Annotated in this window: 15 protein-coding genes; all 15 read left to right on the top strand. The window is 38.5% G+C overall.

Annotation, left to right across the window (positions count from 1 at the left end):
* Nucleotides 1-3: 3 nt before the first annotated feature.
* The 15 genes from F4694_RS12530 to F4694_RS12460 all read left to right on the top strand — a co-directional run bounded on the left by F4694_RS12530 (nucleotide 4) and on the right by F4694_RS12460 (nucleotide 20,419).
* On the top strand, nucleotides 4-321 hold the full coding sequence (locus tag F4694_RS12530) for a PTS lactose/cellobiose transporter subunit IIA (protein ID WP_179598317.1): 318 nt from the start codon (nucleotides 4-6) through the stop codon (nucleotides 319-321).
* A 1-nt stretch (nucleotide 322) separates the two neighbouring features.
* Nucleotides 323-667, top strand: a complete 345-nt coding sequence (locus F4694_RS12525) for a PTS sugar transporter subunit IIB (RefSeq protein ID WP_179598315.1) — start codon at nucleotides 323-325, stop codon at nucleotides 665-667.
* 14 nt (nucleotides 668-681) lie between these two features.
* Complete coding sequence (locus F4694_RS12520; protein WP_179598313.1) at nucleotides 682-1,986, top strand: PTS sugar transporter subunit IIC; 1,305 nt, start codon at nucleotides 682-684, stop codon at nucleotides 1,984-1,986.
* Between the two features lie 20 nt (nucleotides 1,987-2,006).
* Complete coding sequence (locus F4694_RS12515; RefSeq protein ID WP_179598311.1) at nucleotides 2,007-2,969, top strand: aldo/keto reductase; 963 nt, start codon at nucleotides 2,007-2,009, stop codon at nucleotides 2,967-2,969.
* The gene (locus tag F4694_RS12510) at nucleotides 2,969-3,751 is read left to right on the top strand and encodes a sugar phosphate isomerase/epimerase family protein (RefSeq protein WP_179598309.1); all 783 of its coding nucleotides are present in this window, start codon (nucleotides 2,969-2,971) and stop codon (nucleotides 3,749-3,751) included. The genes F4694_RS12515 and F4694_RS12510 overlap by 1 nt, the downstream gene beginning before the upstream one ends.
* 199 nt (nucleotides 3,752-3,950) lie before the next feature.
* Nucleotides 3,951-5,759, top strand: coding sequence for a LamG-like jellyroll fold domain-containing protein (locus F4694_RS12505; protein WP_257029219.1), 1,809 nt, complete (start codon nucleotides 3,951-3,953; stop codon nucleotides 5,757-5,759).
* A gap of 86 nt (nucleotides 5,760-5,845) precedes the next feature.
* Nucleotides 5,846-7,459, top strand: coding sequence for an S-layer protein (locus F4694_RS12500; protein ID WP_257029218.1), 1,614 nt, complete (start codon nucleotides 5,846-5,848; stop codon nucleotides 7,457-7,459).
* Nucleotides 7,460-7,640: 181 nt separating this feature from the next.
* A complete protein-coding gene (locus tag F4694_RS12495; RefSeq protein WP_218895637.1) occupies nucleotides 7,641-9,323 on the top strand; it encodes a DUF4091 domain-containing protein in 1,683 nt (560 codons plus the stop codon).
* A 22-nt stretch (nucleotides 9,324-9,345) separates the two neighbouring features.
* Nucleotides 9,346-10,263, top strand: coding sequence for an ROK family protein (locus F4694_RS12490; RefSeq protein WP_179598305.1), 918 nt, complete (start codon nucleotides 9,346-9,348; stop codon nucleotides 10,261-10,263).
* A 102-nt stretch (nucleotides 10,264-10,365) separates the two neighbouring features.
* Nucleotides 10,366-13,485 carry a beta-galactosidase, LacZ type gene (gene lacZ, locus F4694_RS12485; RefSeq protein WP_179598303.1) on the top strand — a complete coding sequence of 1,040 codons (3,120 nt, stop codon included), beginning with the start codon at nucleotides 10,366-10,368 and terminating at the stop codon, nucleotides 13,483-13,485.
* 564 nt (nucleotides 13,486-14,049) lie between these two features.
* Nucleotides 14,050-14,502, top strand: coding sequence for a hypothetical protein (locus tag F4694_RS12480; RefSeq protein ID WP_179598301.1), 453 nt, complete (start codon nucleotides 14,050-14,052; stop codon nucleotides 14,500-14,502).
* Nucleotides 14,503-14,607: 105 nt separating this feature from the next.
* The gene (locus F4694_RS12475; RefSeq protein ID WP_179598299.1) at nucleotides 14,608-15,444 is read left to right on the top strand and encodes a hypothetical protein; all 837 of its coding nucleotides are present in this window, start codon (nucleotides 14,608-14,610) and stop codon (nucleotides 15,442-15,444) included.
* Nucleotides 15,445-15,546: 102 nt separating this feature from the next.
* Nucleotides 15,547-16,425 (top strand): aldose 1-epimerase family protein, encoded by an 879-nt coding sequence (locus F4694_RS12470; protein ID WP_179598297.1) that lies wholly within the window; start codon nucleotides 15,547-15,549, stop codon nucleotides 16,423-16,425.
* A 666-nt stretch (nucleotides 16,426-17,091) separates the two neighbouring features.
* Nucleotides 17,092-17,580 (top strand): hypothetical protein, encoded by a 489-nt coding sequence (locus tag F4694_RS12465; RefSeq protein ID WP_179598295.1) that lies wholly within the window; start codon nucleotides 17,092-17,094, stop codon nucleotides 17,578-17,580.
* A gap of 1 nt (nucleotide 17,581) precedes the next feature.
* Complete coding sequence (locus F4694_RS12460) at nucleotides 17,582-20,419, top strand: ATP-binding protein (RefSeq protein ID WP_179598293.1); 2,838 nt, start codon at nucleotides 17,582-17,584, stop codon at nucleotides 20,417-20,419.
* The last annotated feature ends 14 nt before the right edge of the window (nucleotides 20,420-20,433 follow it).

Here is a 20,433-nt window from a genome sequence, read left to right as displayed (position 1 = left end):
TTTATGGAAAATGGACAGGTATCGTTTGAGATGATTTCAAAAGCAGGAGAGGCATTTTCAATTCTTGTAAAGGCACTGGAATATGTACGAACTGGTAATCCAGAAATGGCAGAGCAAAGTATCAAAGAGTCAGAGAAATTAATGAATGAAGCCCATAAATTACAAACTCAATTAATTGTTACGGAAGCAAATGGCGGTAAAAATGAATTCTCAGTCTTATTAATTCATGCACAGGATACACTTATGAACACAATCCTTATGTCAACGATTGTGAAAGAAATGATTAAAATGTTTCAAACTTTAAAGAATGGAGAGAGATAAAATGAAGATTAGCAATAAGCTGCATATTCTATTGCTTTGTAATTTAGGTGCCTCAACAGGGATTTTAGTTTCTACGATGAGGGATATTGTTAGCAAAAGTGAGAAACTAAGGGATAAAGATATTAAAATAGAGGCTCGCCCAGCTGGTGAATTAAACGAATATATATCTAATTTTGATGTATTGCTTCTCGGTCCTCAAATTGGACATCGCTTTGATGAACTAAAGGAAATTGCAGATTCTTATCAAAAACCTTTAGAAATTATTAATACAAAAGACTACGGAACTATGAATGGAGCAAATATTTTAAAACAAGCTATTTTAATGGACTCTCAAAGGAATAATTAAAGGAGCTAGTTTCAATGAAATTACTCTATAGTTATTTAGAAAAACGGATAACTAAAATACAAAAGGCAATTGCTCCTATGGCTGGGAAAGTCGAAAAGCAAAAGTATTTGGCTTCTATTAAAAATGGATTTAAGGATATCACTCCTGTCTTATTAATTGGATCGTTTTTCTTGGTTTTTTATATCATTTTACAATATCTTCAGCAAAACTATGGAAGCTTCAGGCAGTTAGATTTAATCATTTTTAAAATTCCGGTTCAACTTACATATGGTATGCTCTCAATTTATGCTGCCATAGCTATTTCATATAGACATGCTAAAAGAATTGAGACCCAGATCATACCGTCGATATTTTCAAGTGTTTTTACAGTTGGAGTTGCAATTGGCGGGATTACTACTAGTGGAATACAATATGAAAATTTTAATTCAGAAGGTTTATTAGTGGCTTTAATTGTGTCCTTATTGACAGTTGAAGTATTAAATAAATGTACTAAATATAACTTAACAGCAAAATTTAAACATATCCCTGAAGGCAGTGTCCATACCTTTCAATTAATCATGCCAATTGTTTTACTCTCATTTCTTTTTCTGGCAGTAAATTTTTTAATTGAAAGAACAACTGAACAATCAAATATATCAGAGTATATGTTTGGCCATTTGTTTTGGGGAATTAAATCGATTGATACTCCGGTTATGGTATTTATCATCGTCTTCCTCGAGATGCTTTTTTGGTTCATCGGAATAAATGGTTATGCTGTTTTAGCTGGCTTTGTACTTCCATTTGCCACCTATTATTTGGGGGAAAATATTTCGGCATTGATGAACGGAGGTCAACCTGAATATATTTTCACCCCTAACTTTTGGGACTACTTTGCTAGTTTATCAGGGGCTGGTTTTGCAGGTGCACTGGTCATACTAGCTTTATTCAGTAGAGTGAAGGAAATCAAAAGTGTGGGTAAAACTTCCATCATTCCTAGTCTTTTTTCAATTACTGAACCCATTCTATATGGATTGCCTATTACTTTTAATATCTACTTGTTTATTCCATTTGTAATTGGAACCCCTATATTAGCAACGCTTCAATGGTTTGTATTTAAGTGGGGGTTTGTTAATATACCAGTCGTTCATGTTGCAGATGCGCCCATTCCTATTGCTCAATTACTATCTACCATGGACTGGCGAGTATTATTGTTGATAATCGGTGTATTTCTACTTGCCATATTGATGTATTATCCTTTTTTTAAGCTTTATGAGAAAAGTGTAGAGCAGCAAAACAATAAGGTTGATGACAAATATGCTGACCTTGACTTAGACTTTTAAACATTATTGGAGGAAGAAAAATGAAAAATATTACAATTGTCGGAACCAGAAAGCAGCATCCCATTTCTCTTTCATGTTCAAATATTGTGATGGGATCCGGCGATTTTTTGAGACTCGACAATATAGATTTTGCCGCACCCGTTCTAGATGAATATATGGCTCTTGGTGGAAATACCTTTGATACGGCAAGACATTACCGTCATAGTGAAAAGGCGTTAGGAAAATGGATGGATATGAGAGGCAATAGAGACAAGATAAATATTTTTACTAAGGGCTGCCATCCTATAAGGGAAAATGCTAATCAACCAAGAGTAACACCGGAAGCAATCGAAGAAGACTTAATGACCAGTTTAGAATATTTAAAAACAGATCATGTTGAACTTTATGCCTTGCATAGGGATGATCCAACCAAACCTGTTGGACTCATTATGGAGGCCCTTCACAAACAGGTGGAGGCTGGAAGAATATATGCAATTGGGCTTTCGAATTGGGAGTTAGATAGAATTATAGAAGCTGATACGTATGCAAAAGAAAATGGATTGACACGTCTAAGCTTCAATAGTCCAAACTTAAGTTTAGCCAAACCTTTAAAGCCACGTTGGGAAAATTGCGTATCCGCAAACAGTGAAATGGTGAAATGGCATGAAGAAACACGTCTTCCGTTATTTTCTTGGTCTAGTCAAGCAGGCGGATTTTTCTCAGGGCGCTTTTCTCCGGAAGTTATAGTGGATCAGGAAATTGCGGATGTTTATTATAGCGAAGAAAATTGGGAGAGATTCAACCGTGCAAAAATAGTGGCTGAGAAGAAACAAGCAAGTCCTATTCAAATCGCTTTAGCCTATGTATTAAATCAATCATTCCCTACAGCAGCACTTATTGGTTCTGAAAACAAGGAAGAATTGGTAAATTCCATTTCAGGTTCTACGATTGAATTAACTTCCGATGAAATCCGTTTTTTAGACCTTAAAAGGGGAGAGCTGTAATGAAAAATTTTAAAAGTAAAATTGCAGCTCAAATGTATTCCGTAAGAAAAGAATTTGCAGAGGACGCAGAGGGCACGTTGAGAAGACTGCGTGAAATTGGTTTTGAAGCTGTTCAGCTGGACGGAATGAGAGGGAATGACCCCCTTAAAGTTGCTGCTTTACTTAAAAAATATCATTTTCAAGTTGCAGGTATGCATATCAAACATGAACGTTTTTTTAATGATGTTGATGGAATTATTGAAGAGGTCTATTTGTTTGGCTGTAAAACCATTTTCGATAAATATATTGATGATGATGAACAAAATGAACAAGGTTACCGTAAGACAAAAGCAACTTTGTTGGAAGTTGCTCAAAAGTTGAGTCCTTTGGGTTTTAGGGTCGGAATACATAACCCTGAATACGATTACAATCATTTAGTGGATGGACGGAAGGTAATTGATTTTATCACGGATCCAGTAAATGGCATTTGTATCTACCCTGAACCGGATACCTACTGGATGACTATTGCTGGTGAAAATCCAGTTGAAACTATAAAGAAGTATAGTGGGAGAGCCCCTATCCTCCACTTAAAGGATTATCAATCTGGATATGATTTGAACGATATGGAAAACAACTTAATCGAGGTTGGCAGCGGTGAAATTGACATGAAATCGGTTGTTCAATGGGGCGAGGAAAATGGTGTTGAATATTATTGTGTTGAACAGGATTATTCTAGAATTGGAATCTTTGAAAGTTTAAAAATCGGTTTTGATTATCTAGTTAGCCTGGAAAGGGAATTGTAACAAGAAAGGGAAATTTGAATAATAGGACGACATTTTGCGAGCACTGCAATTATTGAACTAAAGTTGTCTAGATAGCCTCGTGTTTGGTACGAAGGGCGCTAAGCATATGTTACAAGTCGTTTGATCGAAGGTCTGCGATACGTAATGATGTTTTTGACCATAGATAATGATAGCTATTAATGAGAGGAGGAAACGATGTATGAAAATGAAAAATACGTTATTAGGTTTATCGGTCTTTTGTATGATGATTCCAAGCTTTACAGAACCAGCAGAGGCTAAGAGTAATGCAGCTAAACAAGAAACGAATAGTATTGTAGCAGATTGGAAGTTTTCAAAAGATCATGTGCAAAGTGGAACGTTTGAAAATGGGAATATCATTATTGAAGATGCAAGTAAAAATGGGAATGACCTAGAATTAGTGACGGTGGGTGATCCATCTTCACCAGGCTTGGAAGGGTTGGTAAAATGGTCTGAAGACGATTATTACAATCTAGACAATGTAGAAAGTTTACAATTCGCTAATTATAAAAATGCTCCCGCGGGAAGATATTTCAAAACAACGAATGGTGCACCGATTAATTCCGAGAAATTTGATAACGGGTTTACCGTCGAAGCCATTTTCAAATTGCCCGGTAATTTTAATAGTAGATTACATAGTTGGATGGGAATTTTAACAAGACAAGGGCAGGCCGCCGATCTTAATAAAATAGAAGGTGAGAAAGAAATCCTGACTACGTTATCTGTATCCAATGATAAAGAAATTCAATGGACAAGTCATCCATCTAATTTGAACTATAATGTGACGAACTGGTCCCGTTCATTAAATACAGACGAATGGTATCATTTGGCGATTGTGAATGATGGGCAAACGACGACTTTAACTGTAAATGGCGTTAGTGATTACGGGAAGTCAATAGAGGTCAAAGGCATAGCTTCTATAGAAGGAAAAGGCTGGAACATTGGTGCTTCCGAGTGGGGAAATGAATTAGACGCATTATTTGCAGGTAACATCCAAGAAATACGAATTGCTAATAAGGCTTTGACTAAAATGGAATGGCTTGTTCAAGATGCTCGTGATAAACAACCAGTTGAAGGAACAAACGATGAAATACCATTCTTGACAAATAAAAATAATTATAATTTTCTTTTTGTTCCAGATACACAAAAATACTCAAATATGAATCCTGAGATATTTGCTAGCCAAATGAATTGGATTGCTAAAAACACCAAGAAGAACAATATTGTCATGAATGCATTTGTTGGAGATATCGTCGATGGGAATACAGAAGAGCAATGGAAAAATTCCCTTGAAGCCATTTCTTACTTAGATAAAAAAGAAATCCCTTACATTATGGCAGCTGGAAATCATGATTATGCAGCTGGAGACCCTTTCTTAACCTATTATGGTCCACAACGCTTTGCGAATAAAGACTACTATAAAGGATCTTCTCCTTCGGGGTATGGGTCTTACACAATAGTAAAAGCAGGCAGCTACGAATACTTATTCTTAATTGTTGATATGAAAAATCTCCAAACAGATATAGAATGGTCAAAAAATGTCTTAATTCAACACAAAGACAAACCAACAATCATCGTTTCTCATGATGTGATTTATCCTGAGACGGTTGATGATAAAACCGTTGCGGTTGAGTCGAATAGGGGACAAATAATCTGGAATGAACTTGTGAATGAACACAATCAAGTATTTATGACAGTGAATGGACATTATTTTGGAATCGTCCATCAGGTCAAGCAGAACTCAGCAGGGAACGATGTTATTCAAATGCTAGTCAACTATCAAGCAGATTATCGAGGGGGAAATGGCTGGCTGAGACTTGTTGAATTTGATGAAGCTAAAAACAAACTATTTTTCCGTACCTATTCACCGTTTGTAGATGAAATGTCAAAGAAAGAAAGAACGTATGTTGATTTTAAATATTTAACAAATGAATACAACTTATTTGAATTAGATTTAAATTTTAAAAAGAGATTTAATCTGAATAAATAAAAAAGGAGAGGATTGAAATAATGGGGGGTAAACTAAAGACTATTATTTGCGGTTCGATTGCGGCGTTCACTCTGTCACACGGAATTATGACAGTATCAGCAAAGTCAACAGATTCTCATAAAGATGCAGGTAAATGGATGTCTGGCGAGTATCATGTCCATACTATACAGTCGAGTGATGCGTCAGAGCCTTTTATGAAGTTGGAAAATATATTAAATGCTGCCTTCCGTGAGAATATTAACCAAATGCCAGCAGAAACGATGATAAAAGTACCTTACGGCAAGCCTTTTGACTATATTATGCTGGCCGATCATTTGGGTAATTCTCCTAGAGATCCGGACGGTAATGAAAAACCTACTGCACGTTGGGAAGCCATTCAAGATCAGATGACCAAAATCCGTTCACTACAAGCTGCTGGAAAATTCACTGGCAAGTTGATCTATCCCGGTTTTGAGTGGGATATGATGGATTTGGATCACGCTTCAGTTGCTATTATTGATTCCAAAAGTGATACCGTACCAATTGATGGGATTCGTCAGTTTGAATGGTTATACAGCTATGATACAAGTACAGATAGATTTAAATCGAACGAAGCCGAACTATGGGGAGACAGACCTGATAGGGATAAGCTGAAATCAGATAAAAGTAAAACCTTTGAAGCAATTGAATGGTTAAAGGATAACTATCCTGATAGTTATGTATTGCCGAATCATCCGTCCAGGCACAATGGGGGCGGCGGAGAAGTTAAAATAGAAGATCTCCGTAAGATGAACGACATTGCACCAGAAATTGTCTTTGGCATGGAAGGAATGCCAGGAAATCACATGGCCGCCAGCTTTAATCGATCTGAGTTATCTGATATATACGGTGGTGTGGATGTGATGGTGGCTCAGGTAGGAGGCGCATGGGATGCAATGCTTGGAGAAGGGCGCCATTTCTGGAATTTTACCAATTCGGACTTCCACTTCAAGGTAAGCAGCAATCGAAAATACTCAAGCGGTTACTGGCCTAGCGAATATCAAAGAAACTATACTTGGGTCAAGGGCAATGAGTTCAAGGATATCGTAGAGGGCATGCGGTCAGGTAAATCCTTCAGTGTATATGGCGATCTCATAAATGCACTGGAATTCAATTTGAAAGGAAATAAAAAGCAAGCGGAAATGGGTGAAGATTTGCAAGTGTCTAAGGGCGATCAAACAACTATTACCATTCGCTTTAAAAGTCCAGAGTACAATAACTACGCACCAATTACCGCTCATGACATTTCCGTTACGAACAAGGTTCAGGTTGATCATATAGATTTAATTTCTGGTGAGGTAACTGGCAAGATCGACAAGAGCCAATATGCCACCAATACGACGAACGATACGACTAAAGTAGTCAAGCGCTTTACGAAGAAAGACTGGGGAAAGCCGGGGAAAGATGGCTATTATACAATCACCTACAAAGTAAAGGCGGATACGGACAGATATTATCGCCTGCGAGGTACTAACCTTGGTACTGATGTGGAAGGCTACATGAGTAATGGTGAGCCGCTGAAAGATCAATCCTTTGACTATGAAGGGACTCCTACACCCGAGCAAAATGAAGAGCGTTTTAACAAAATCAATGACCGCAATTACACCAGCATGTGGTTTTATTCCAATCCGATCTTTGTAAGTGTTACTGAATCAAACCCTGATAAAGCTTTAAAACAGTAAAACACGATTGAAATAGAGACGAGAGACCAGCCGCATCTAGTCATTCTTTATGAAAAATATTTTACTATTATTTAAATCCCTTAAGGAAAATGCCATTTTGTTTCTTAAGGGATTTTTGTTAACTGGATGGAAATTCAAAATATTAGAGTAATATTTCATATTAATAGACAGGAGGATTTGAATGATAGAGAGCAATTATTCCTTCGAAACAAGATGTTTAAGCCCGCTTGTAAAAGTTTTTGCTGATGAGGAGTTGACTCACCCTTCATTTATTCAGGCAACTTCTTTGAGAAATGAGGTTTTCTCCTTTCAAATTGCTTATAAATTTGTTGGAGAACCAATTAAAAATATTAATGTGGATGTACAATCAGATTTCCAAATTCCGGTTCGAGTTCGAAGCGTTGGACTTGTTCCATCGGAATACCCAAGCTTTTATGATCATGATGACCAAATCCTCCGTTCTACACCAGGGTTATATCCTGATCCACTATATCCAATCGGTGAAGAGGGGATGATAGGTTATCCTAATCAATGGCGTTCTGTTTGGGTAACGGTTTCAGTCGATAATAAGGATGAACCTGGTCTACATAAAATCACTATCAAGTTTACCAATCACCATGGAGATAAAATGGGTGAAGAAAAATTTATTCTAGAAGTTATTCCTGTTGAGCTGCCTGAACAACAATTAATCCATACGGAATGGATTCATTCTGATTGTTTGGCTGTCCACTATGGGGTAGAAGTTTTTAGTGAGAAATATTGGGAATTGGTTGATTCTTATATAAAAACAGCATCGGACCACGGAATAAATATGATTCTTACTCCTTTGTTTACCCCTCCACTTGATACAGACATAGGAGGAGAGAGGCCTACTGTACAATTAGTTGAGGTGGAAAAGCAAGCGGATAAATATTATTTTAATTTTGACAAATTGACACGCTGGATAGATATTTGTTTGAGGCGCGGTATTAAATACATTGAATTCTCCCATTTCTTTACCCAATGGGGTGCAAATTACGCACCAAAAATTATTGCGTCAATTGATGGTCAGAAGGAAAAGGTTTTCGGTTGGGATACGGATGCAAGCAGTGATAAATATAAAAGTTTCCTCTCTCAATTTTTACCGCAGATAGCTCAATATATTAAAGATAAACATTTGGAAAACCAGGTTTACTTTCATATCTCAGATGAACCAAACCTTGAACACATGGAATCCTATAAAAATGCAAGTGAAATAATGCTTACCTATCTATCGGAGTTTTCAATTATGGATGCGTTATCAGATTATGAGTTTTATAAGAACGGATTAGTGAAAATACCAATTCCAGCAACGGATCATATTGAACCATTTTTGAATAACGGTGTGCCAAATCTTTGGACTTATTATTGCAATGCACAATATAAACAAGTTTCTAATCGATTTTTAAATTTCCCATCTGTAAGAACTCGTATTATCGGATATCAACTTTATAAACATGATATTAAGGGCTTTTTGCATTGGGGCTATAACTTTTGGTTCTCGCAATACTCGCACAAAGCAATTGATCCCTTTAAGAATACAGATGCTGATATTAGCTTTCCTTCAGGAGATGCCTTTTTAGTCTATCCCGGAGAGGATGGTCCTATTGAATCTATCAGATTAGAGGTTTTTTTTGATGCCCTGCAGGATTTAAGGGCATTGCAATTATTGGAAAGTTTAATAGGGAAGAATGAAGTCATTGAATTAGTAGAAGGTCAATTAGAAGGCCCAATTACTTTTAAAGAATACCCATGGAATAGCGAGTGGCTTTTGGGAATCAGAGAACAAATTAATCGGAAAATAACAAAATCGCTTAATTTAAAAATTACAAGGGAAACTAGTTGATTCTTAAGGGGGGAGGATAATCATGGAATCAATAAAAGATAGCAGATATACGATTGGAATTGATTTAGGAGGAACGAATGTTAGGGTAGCATTAGTGGACTCTAATGGTACCATCGTCAATGAACTAAGCAAACGTACAGAATCCGATAAAGGTGGTACATATTTAATAGAAAGATTGTTTTCTATGATTGATCGAGTGAAAGGGAATTATCAGATTGAGGGGGTTGGTATCGGTTCACCAGGTCCTCTTAATCCTTCAGAGGGGATGATAGTAGACCCTCCCAACCTACCAGGTATTCATAATTTTCCTATTGTGCAGGAGTTAGAAAAAGGATTATCCATACCTGTATTTCTTGAGAATGACGCTAATGTGGCAGCTCTTGCTGAAGCACTAGTTGGCGTGGGGAAAGGAAAATCAAGTGTTGTCTATATCACTGTTAGCACGGGTATAGGTGCTGGTATTGTAATTGATGGAAAGTTATATTCAGGAGCAAATGGAAATGCTGGAGAAGTTGGAAATATGATCGTACTTCCCCGAGGACCGCAATATTCTAATTTAAACAGTGGCGCGTTAGAAGTCATGTCATCTGGGACTGCAATTGGAAGCAATGCAAGGGACATACTTGCTATTAGGGGAGGGGCAAAAGAGGTCTTTGAATTAGCTATATCTGGGGATAAGACTGCACTTTCCATTATAGATACTGCAACTGAATATTTGGCAATCGGTATAGCAAATTTAATGCATATTCTAGATCCAGCTATATTTGTTTTAGGTGGGGGAGTCATGCAGCAAAAAGAATTAATATTGCCGATGTTAAGAGAAAAAACAAGTAAATATTTATATCCGAGTATGCAGCCCCACCTGTTAATTGAACCTGCTAAATTAGGAACAAAAGCGGGAGTTATTGGTTCGGGACTATTGCCATGGGGACGGTTCTGATGGCTTTTATCATCTAAAGTACCAATGCTAGTCGCTCCTCGAGTTTTTTCCAAGATTGATTGTTTAATAATCACTAAAAAGCTAGTAATTAGGAGGTTACCTATGATAAAAACATTAAAAAAATACCAGTACGTTCCACCCGAAAACGGTTATCCTGAATGGAATAATAATCCGGAAATCTTTCAACTGAATCGTCTACATGCTCATGCGACCCTTATGCCGTATGAGACAGTGGAAGAAGCGTTGCAAGGGAATCGGAACGCTTCCAGCTATTATTTTTGTTTGAATGGAAATTGGAAGTTTCACTTCTCTGAAAACCCTGATCAACGGATTCGGAATTTTTATGAAACAGAATACAGCGATCGCTCATGGGATGAAATCAAGGTCCCATCCCATTGGCAGCTCCAGGGGTATGATTATCCACAATATACTAACATAACTTACCCTTGGGAAGGCAGGGAGGATATTAAGCCGCCATTTGCCCCGACAAACTATAATCCTGTTGGGCAGTATCGAACCACATTTACTGTTCCGAAGGGATGGGATGGACAGCCTGTTTATCTTCATTTTCAAGGAGTCGAGTCCGCCTTTTATGTGTGGGTGAATGGGGAATTGGTTGGTTACAGTGAGGATACCTTTACGCCTGCAGAATTTGATTTAACCCCTTATCTTCTAGAGGGTGAAAATCTTCTTGCGGTCGAGGTGTATCGTTGGTGTGATGCCAGTTGGCTGGAGGACCAGGATTTTTGGAGAATGAGCGGGATTTTCCGAGATGTCTATTTGTACTCCTCTCCAGAGGTACATATCCGTGATTTCTTTGTTACTACAGATCTGGATGAAAACTATGAAAATGCACAATTAAAGATTCAGGCAAAGGTAACCAACTACTTTGAACGTCAGGTGGGCAGCATTACATTTGAAGCAATGCTGTACGATTCTGCAAAGAGAGAGGTCTTGGATGAGAAACTAAGGTTCGCTGTAGATATTGATGGGAAAGCAATCGCTGCAGTAAATGTTTCACAATTAATCGAAAATCCACTGAAATGGAGTGCAGAGAAGCCTAATCTGTATACACTTGTTTTAAGTTTAGTAGATCACAAGGGTTCTCTCATTGAAACGGAAAGCTGCAAGGTCGGTTTTCGCAAATTTGAGCTAAAAGACGGACTTATGAGGATCAATGGACAAAGGATTGTGTTTAAAGGTGTGAACCGTCATGAATTTCATGCAGAAAAAGGGCGTGCCCTGAGTTATGAAGATATGCTAGCAGACATCAAATTGATGAAACAGTTCAATATCAACGCCGTCCGTACCTCGCATTATCCAAATCATCCCTTATGGTACGAACTGTGTGATGAATATGGTCTCTATGTGATTGATGAAAACAATCTTGAAACGCATGGTTTATGGTCCCCTGGTCAAATAGATGAAGGAGATACCGTCCCTGCTAGTAAGCCTGAGTGGACAGAAAATGTTCTAGATCGCTGTAATAGTATGTTTCAACGGGATAAAAATCATCCTAGTATCTTAATCTGGTCGCTTGGGAATGAATCCTGGGGTGGGGACAACTTTCTGAAGATGCACCAATTTTTTAAAGAACATGATCCTACGAGGCTTGTGCATTATGAGGGTGTAATCCATTGCCGGAAATCCGACGCAGCTTCCGATATCGAAAGTACGATGTATGTAAAGCCGGAGGATGTGGAGAAGTACGCAAACAATAATCCAACCAAACCTTATATTCTTTGTGAATATAGCCATGCGATGGGGAACTCATGTGGAAATCTGTTTAAATATTGGGAGCTGTTTGACAAGTATCCGATTCTTCAAGGCGGGTTTATTTGGGACTGGAAGGATCAGGCTATAAAGACCCAAACAGAGGATGGCATTGAGTATTTGGCCTATGGCGGTGATTTTGGCGATACTCCTAATGATGGAAACTTCTCGGGGAATGGTCTAATTTTTGCAGATGGAAGTATTACCCCTAAGATTTATGAAGTCAAAAAGTGCTATCAAAATGTGAAGTTTAAAGCTGTTGATTTGGATAAAGGTGAGGTAAAAGTCATCAATCAAAATCTTTTCAGTGATCTTCGTGAGTATGATTTGATGTGGGAATTATTGAAAAACGGAAAGGTTGACGATACAGGATATGCACAGCTTGCAGTACAGCCCAATCACTCAAGTGTAGTAACCCTTTCCTATACATTGCCTGAAAAGCGTTTGGATGAATACATCTTAACGGTTTCCCTTCATTTGAAGGAGGAAACGTCTTGGGCAGAAAAAGGCCATGAAATTGCCTTCGAACAGTTTGTCTTTCCTTTTGAAAAAGTATCAAAGAGCACCCTTGGTTCCCAAGCGGTGAGGGTCGAGGAAGGTGACGCTAAACTGCAGGTTGAGGGCGAGGATTTTGTCGTTGAATTCAATAAAGTCCTTGGTGAATTGGTTTCTTACTCCTATAAAGGACACGAATTGCTAAAGAGTGGTTTTGAACCGAATTTCTGGCGGGCAGCCACGGATAATGACTTTGCCAAAGGTATAGGAATGTCGGTAGTATCACAAACGTGGAGAGAAGCTGGAAAAAACAGAGCTTTGAAGAACTTCCAATTTTTTAAAAAGGGCAATGGAGCCCAAGTTGAAGTAAGGTTTCAGTTAGCTACCACTGTCCCAACTCAATGTAACATCATTTATGAGATTCTTGCGAATGGTCAAATCAAGGTGACGCAGACCCTTGTCCCTGGTGAAGGATTGCCGGAGATACCTGAAATCGGGATGATGGTGACGCTTGATCAGACATTTGAGAATATCACCTGGTATGGTAAGGGACCGCATGAAAATTATTGGGATCGCTCAACGGGAGCCAAGATTGGGACTTATAGTGGGAAAGTAAAGGATCAATATATTCCATATTTAAAACCTCAGGAATGTGGGAATAAAACAGAGGTCAGATGGGCCGCCATTACGAACAATGAAGGAATCGGTCTACTGATTAACGGGCTGCCAACTCTTGAAGTGAATGCTCTTGGTTATACCCCGCATGAGCTTGAGCAGCATGATCACGTATATAAGTTGCCGGAAAGCGATAAAGTCGCCTTACGTATCAATTACAAGCAAATGGGTGTCGGCGGAGATGATAGCTGGGGGGCAAAAACGCATCCGGAATTTACCCTTTACGCAAACAGGTCGTATACCTATTGCTTTACACTGCAAGGGATTAAAATGAAGTGATTAGTAAAGTGACAGGAAGGGCAAGTGTTCCTGTCCTATTTTATTTGAAAATTGATAGGGAGAATAAAAAATACTAATCAAATTTGAACAACAAGCTCCAGGTAAGATTTAATTTTTTAAAATAGATAAAATATTTTTTCCCAAAGGGAATTCCTATTGATATTAATGTCGTAGGGACTCATTTTCGCAGCTTCCCTCTAGGTGTAATGTCCTAATTATCCTATAATCACCCAATATTTTAAAATAAAATTTTTAAAGGAAAGGGGAATTGAGGCGTATCCGTATTTGTTGGAATTTAACGACAAAGATTTTGCCTCTATAAAGTATAAAATCCTTAAATAACAGGTTTCATACCTGTTTTACACAATTGATTGATTAGTAAATCTATTAGTTAATCAAACGTTTGATTGAAATACATGTTAATCGTTGCTAATCGTGGATTTGATGTAATAGTGTAGAGGAAAATTTGTCGAAAGGTAGCAAACAATAAAGAGAGAAAAATTGTAAAAATTTCATTATTAGCAATGGTATAATATTGTAAAAAAGTAAGAGGGTTGTGACATAATGAAGATTCAAACGCAGGACTTTTATCATGGTGCAGTGCTAACACAAATAACGGAGCACCCATCCTTCAAAGCGTTGAATAAAGTAGATTCGTTATATGGCCATTACTTGGTGAATCATGATACTAAATTGTTTGTAAAGTACTTATCCAAGGAAAGTTCACCGTGGAATTTTAGTTTACATAGAAATGAGTTACAGGCAATCTCAGATGATCATGAATCATCCGCAAAAGTGTTCTTATGCTTAGTTTGTGGGGAAGAGACCATCTGTGCACTCAACTATCAGGAGATTACTACTTTAGTAGATTTAGAATCTGAAAGACAAGAAATTAATATAAGTGTACCACCTGGAGGATCCATTTGGGTTAGCGGAAGTAAGGGTGACCTGCCAAAAACGATTAGACATAACTCATTTCCTGAAAAGTTATTTGTAGAGCAAATGATTGAGATTTAAACGGGTGACGAGCTTAACAGTAGAATTTTTCAGAGCTTAGAAGTGTTTTACTAGGCTCTTTTTCTCATGGAGAAAGGCCATTTTCTTGAATTTTTGGAGGGTAACATGGATGCTATATTAGAATTTTCGCTTGGAGTATATGTTGTTTTAGGAATCATCATCTTCCTATTTTTAAAATTGATTTTTCATTTTTCATCAAAAATGTCATTTTGCTTGTCAGCAGTACTAGCAGTTTTATTGATAGAATTCCCTTGGATTAGTCTTGTACTTGGATTGATTTGTTTTTTTATAGTAAAAAAGAAGAGTAGCAAATATATCACTACAGGTCTCACGATTCTGTTACTTGCGACTGGTTCTTTATTGTCTCATGAAATAGATAAAACAGCAGAGCAAGAGTCTCAAGAGGTTGTACATAATAGTGTAAGGAATATGGAGTCAATAGAAGAAGAAAAAAATGAAGGTCAAACTAATAACGAAGAGGAACCACGAGCACAAGTTGAGGTACCAGCAGATGTTCCAGATGAGAACACTCAAAGTGTGCAAATAGAAGAAGTTAATGCAACTGAAATCGTGGAGGAGGAAACATCAGTAGATACAAGTGAAGTTATTGAAAACACTGTAACAGAAGAAAGCCCCTATTATTATGAAGAGGTTGTTTATGATGATGGAAGCTCGTATAAAGGGAATTTTGTGAATGGTTTATATCACGGATATGGAATGCTCACCTGGGCAGATGGAAATAAATACGATGGTGATTTCGCAAATGGCTACTTCCATGGAGAAGGTACCCTTACATGGTCGGATGGAAGTATTTATAAAGGGCAGTTCCGAAATAACTTACAGAATGGTTACGGTGAAATGACTTGGCCAGATGGAACAATGTTCAAAGGGAATTTTGTAGATGGAAATTACACAGAAGATGGGGAGTGGATTTATCCGTAATGATCAATGAACTTGGTTCCACTTGTCAGCTAATCTGGTTTTACGGTCATAATAAAGATTAGATGAATCTGAAATGTCAATTTAATGAAATGAGGGAAAAAAATGATTGTTATTGAGAATGATTGGTTGATGGTTAATATTGATAGGCACGGTGCAGAAGTACGTAAAGTGATGCATAAGAAAAATGGGCTGGATTATATGTGGACAGGGGATGAGGCTTATTGGGGTCGAGTCTCTCCTGTCTTATTTCCGATTGTGGGGCGATTAAAGGAAGACCAATATCAACTGAATGGCCAGACCTACAAGATGTCGCAGCATGGTTTTCTGCGTGATGTTGAATTCGAAGTGGCTGAACAGACATCAACCACCGTTTCTTTTGTATATGAGTCCCTTGGCACCCACGTTCATGTATATCCTTATGACTTTACAGCGAAGATCCAATATTGTCTCAAAGAGAACTCGTTGATTGTTCAGTGGCAAATCCTGAATGTAAATAAGGAAGAGATGTATTTTTCAATTGGTGCACATCCTGCATTTAAGACTCCACTGGAAGAAAATGAGGCCATTAAAGATTACCAGGTGAACCTTACACCGGCGCCAAATAAGAGTGTGATGGAATATGAGCTAGAGAATTCCCTCATTCATGAGAAAGGGATAGTAACTAATCTTTCAACAATACCACTTTCAAGCTCCTTATTTGCCCATGATGCCCTAATTTATAGCAATATCGATAAAGTCACATTGGAATCTAAACAGTCAGGACATGGTGTAGAAGTTATGTTCCAAGGTTTTCCGTTTGTTGGGATTTGGTCTAAGTATATGGAAACGGATGGAACGATTGCTCCGTTTGTTTGCATTGAACCTTGGTACGGCATGGCAGATACCTATGATTCAACAGGAAACTTAAAGGAGAAGTTCGGTGTGAATAAGCTTGGAGCAGGAGAAACCTTTCAGGCTGAATATATAATGAAGTTCAATTAAAGTTAAAGGAGACAATCGAAAATCTTGCGCTAAAAAAATTGATGACCAGGATTGTCTCTGAGCCCTATCCGCAATGATTCGGATAAGGCTTTTATTTTTAACTTAGGTTAATCATCCACGATAGGCTTGGAATGTTTCCTTTTCAAACAGAGGGGAAGCTTCTTGTTCATAAATCGTGCCAAGAAATTCTCCTGGGGATAAATATTTTTTTCTTGCCATTGGTTGGTTTTCATTCATTTGATACAACATCTTCCCTTTCATTCAGGTATAAGTTTAATTCGAGAAACTACCGTTTTTATCGTCAAATGACTCCGTTGCTCCCCATAGTGCGATTAGCCCTTTCTGATAGAACTTATCTTCATTTCTATAAGTGCAAGGATTGTCTTATAAATCATTGGTTGGTACAGTAAAATTAACTCGTCAAAGCTCTCCACAAGTAAAATCCTTTATAGTGATTTAATGGTCAGATTTAAGAGATACACCTCTGACCCAAGCAATAGCATAGAATAACTATGATAAAAGGAACTAATTACCTAAAACTCTATTAATACCTTCTACCTTTTTCTTGGAAATTTTATTCACAAAATTGTCAAAAACTGTTTCGCAAAACGAAAAAATTAGGTAAAATGAATTGGGTAAAAAGAAACAAGGGGAGAGATACATAAAATGAAAATTTCTGCAATGAATATTGTTCAAGAGGATGCCCATATTTTCTGGGATAGGGCGTCAATGGCACCACAAGTAATGACTCGTATTGAGGAAGAACTAAGAGCGGCGAATCTTCCTGTTAAAGCAGGTCTCGAAAAGGTTTCAGCAGGTATGTTAAAAGGTTCTAAACAATTTCTAGTTATTGAGGGCCCTAAAAAGGACGTAAAGATTTTAATCTCAGCTGAGGGATATGGTAACTTCCTGCATGTCTTTACATATATGTTATCGGAGCCAAGCATGTTTAAACAATTAGGTGCTAGTTTAACAGCGGTTGCTTCTAAAAATCCAGGAGCGGCTGGTTTAGCTTATAACTTAAGTCAGAATCCATTTGATCAACAAGAATATTCTATGTTCTGGAACTCGGTTACTAGTGTGGTAGACTTCTCACTTCATAACCTAAACTTGAAAAAAGGTTTTGCAGGTCTTGAAGTGCCTGTAGGAGTGTAAGATGTTAAAAAAACTGGGGAAATTTTTCACACAAGTATTAAAGGAAGAATCCCAGGTAACAGAAGCCCCTTTGGCCCAGCCAGAGCGGGCTTCTGTTGCAGAGTGGGAGCAACCATCGGCACTTCAACTCACTGAATCTGGTATTTTAATGGGGAATCAGCAAATTTGGGTAGACAGTGAACCTGAATTCAGGCAGGTGGGTTTGTGGGCCGCAGAGATCAAGCGCATCCCCGATTCCATGCAAATTCATGAAAATGAAGAACAGGCATTAAGGCTTACGTTGGACTATTTTTCACGAACATTGGATCAATTGTCCACCTTCCCTAGCAATTCATTGGAATTAGTGTGGGATTGCATTCCGGATCCGAATAGCCCAACTAAGGCAAAAATTAGTTTATATTTAATAGGGCGCGTTCTGACTGATAGCAGAACGGATGTTGTGCCTGTCACCAATCGATTTTGGCAACTAATCTCATCTGCCTTTCCAAACAAATATTACGCTCTTGAGCGAATTTCCACGTCACAGATTAGTGAGATTCAACATCATCGCAATGTATCCTATACAGCGGTGGTTAATAAAAGCCAGATGCTGGCGGATTCTCAATATGTTCCAAATGGGGATTTCTTTTATTGGACGAATCCTTTTCCAAGAAAGCTACCAAGTTCATTAGAATTTATAGCGGAATCCTTAATTAATTATGGAGAGCGCTGTTCCCTCTCCTTTACTCTTGCCACGACAGAGTGGACACATGAGGAAGGGAGAGCTATCGAACAAGTTGCGAATTTCCTTCATGGAGCTGCCAATGGCCAACAACATCACTATTTTGGTCATGTTCCACCTGATACGAACGCCAAACTGGCATTTCCGAGTTATCAATATTATCTAAATGAGTTACGAAAACCATGTTTCTTATATAAGATCCAGGTTTTTGGTGAACAACCTTACACGGATTCCCTGATTTCAGGTCTTCGTAGTTTGCTAGTTTCCACTTCCCAGGATGAGATCCCTTCAGAAATTGATATTTTCGAAGGGGAGTACTTTCGGGATGGAGTAGATAAGTTTCTGACCGGTGCTTGGGATCCGGGTTATGTCCAGCATTGGCGCGAATCGAACGGGGCGACCTTTTGGGAACGTGAAGATGCCCCGCATATGTTAAGAAGATTACCATATCTGGTTACCAGAGATGAAGCAGTGAGTTTTTTTCGCCTGCCGATTGCGATTAACGGGGAATTTCCGGGCATTACAATTCGGGAATCGAAAGGAAGCCGTGTAGCACAGGTTCCACCTGAAGCGACACAGGGAGATATTCCACTTGGAAACGTGGTTTCACGTGATCAGCTTACTGATGTTCCAATTAAAATTACCCTAAGTGATTTGAAAAAACATATGCTCGTCTTGGGAGTTCCAGGATCAGGGAAAACTACCTTTACGTTGGATGTGGTCCAACAGTTATGGAACAACCACGGTTTACCAACGTTGGTCATCGAACCAAGTAAAAAGGAATATCGATCACTTCTGTCTGTTATACCTGATTTGCAAATCTTTACTGTTGGAAATGAAGGGGTATCGCCATTCCGCCTCAATCCATTGGATGTTCCAAATGGTGTAACACTTGAAGTTCATTTGTCTTCGCTAAAGACAGCGTTTATGGCAAGCTTTCCGATGGGAGGCCCGCTGCCCGCATTGTTTGATCAAGCATTAAATGATACGTACCGACAATATGGATGGAGAACATCGAACCAAGGAGGACAAGGTCTGCCAATTCCGTCATTCCGTGACTTTGTGGAAGTATTTCGGAATATGGATTTAGGATACTCGGCAAATACTAGCAGTGATATTTTGACGGCAGGTTTGGTCCGCCTCGAGTCCATGCTCACCGGTACAAGGGGCAGATTGTTTGATACAGTCAACAGTGTCCCGCTTGAGGATATCTTAAGCAAGCCAACCATCATCGAACTAGATGCAATTATGGATCCGGATGAAAGAGCACTTATAATGTCACTTTTGTTGATTCGATTAAACGCTTATCTCAAAGTGACCCGATTAGCGGGTTCCCCTTTAAAACATGTGATGTTGTTGGAAGAAGCCCATACATTATTGGCGGAAACTAAGGAAGTGTCTGATGATAAAGCAAAAGCTCGCTCAACAGCTGTAGAGCTGTTTACGAATATGTTAGCTGAAGTAAGGAATTTGGGAGAGGGACTTATTGTAGTCGATCAATCACCAACGGCTATATCGAGCAAAGTGGTCCGATACACCGGCATTAAAGTGGCTTTCCGTTTGGTGGATCAAGAGGATCGACGTGTGGCAGGAGAAAGCATGAACATGGACGACACACTTAAACGTGAGTTTGCATCGCTTAAACCTGGGGAAGCCTTGACCTATTTTGAAAAATTACCTCGACCGCAGCTCATTCAATCAAGGGATTTTAAGGAGTTATATAATGTTCAAGAATCCTTTACTGATACAGAAGTGAAGGAACGCTCAACTTACTGGGAGACTCGCCAAGACCGTTTGATCCCATTTTATGAATGTCCAGCCGTTGGATGTAGTAAAACATGCCGTCGGTATGTACGTGAAGATTCCGAGTACTATTCCGCAGATCCAAGTCGTCTACAAGCGTTTGAGGAACTCATGAACACCACACTTGAGACAAAAAGTCGAGCACGCTTTAATGAAGGATGGACTCGTATCATGCCAGATCTAATGATGTCTGAAGAGGAGAAAGATATTTTTACCGGATGTTTCTTAATGCACTGTCTGCGCAGTTCCACAAAACAAATCAAAACACACACAGGGCGGTCCAATTTTATACAACAAATGAAGGTGCCGAAATAATCGGCACCTTTTTG

The sequence above is a fragment of the Neobacillus driksii genome, assembly GCF_013409995.1.
Classification (GTDB): domain Bacteria; phylum Bacillota; class Bacilli; order Bacillales; family Cytobacillaceae; genus Neobacillus; species Neobacillus driksii.
This window is presented reverse-complemented; position numbering and strand designations above follow the sequence as displayed.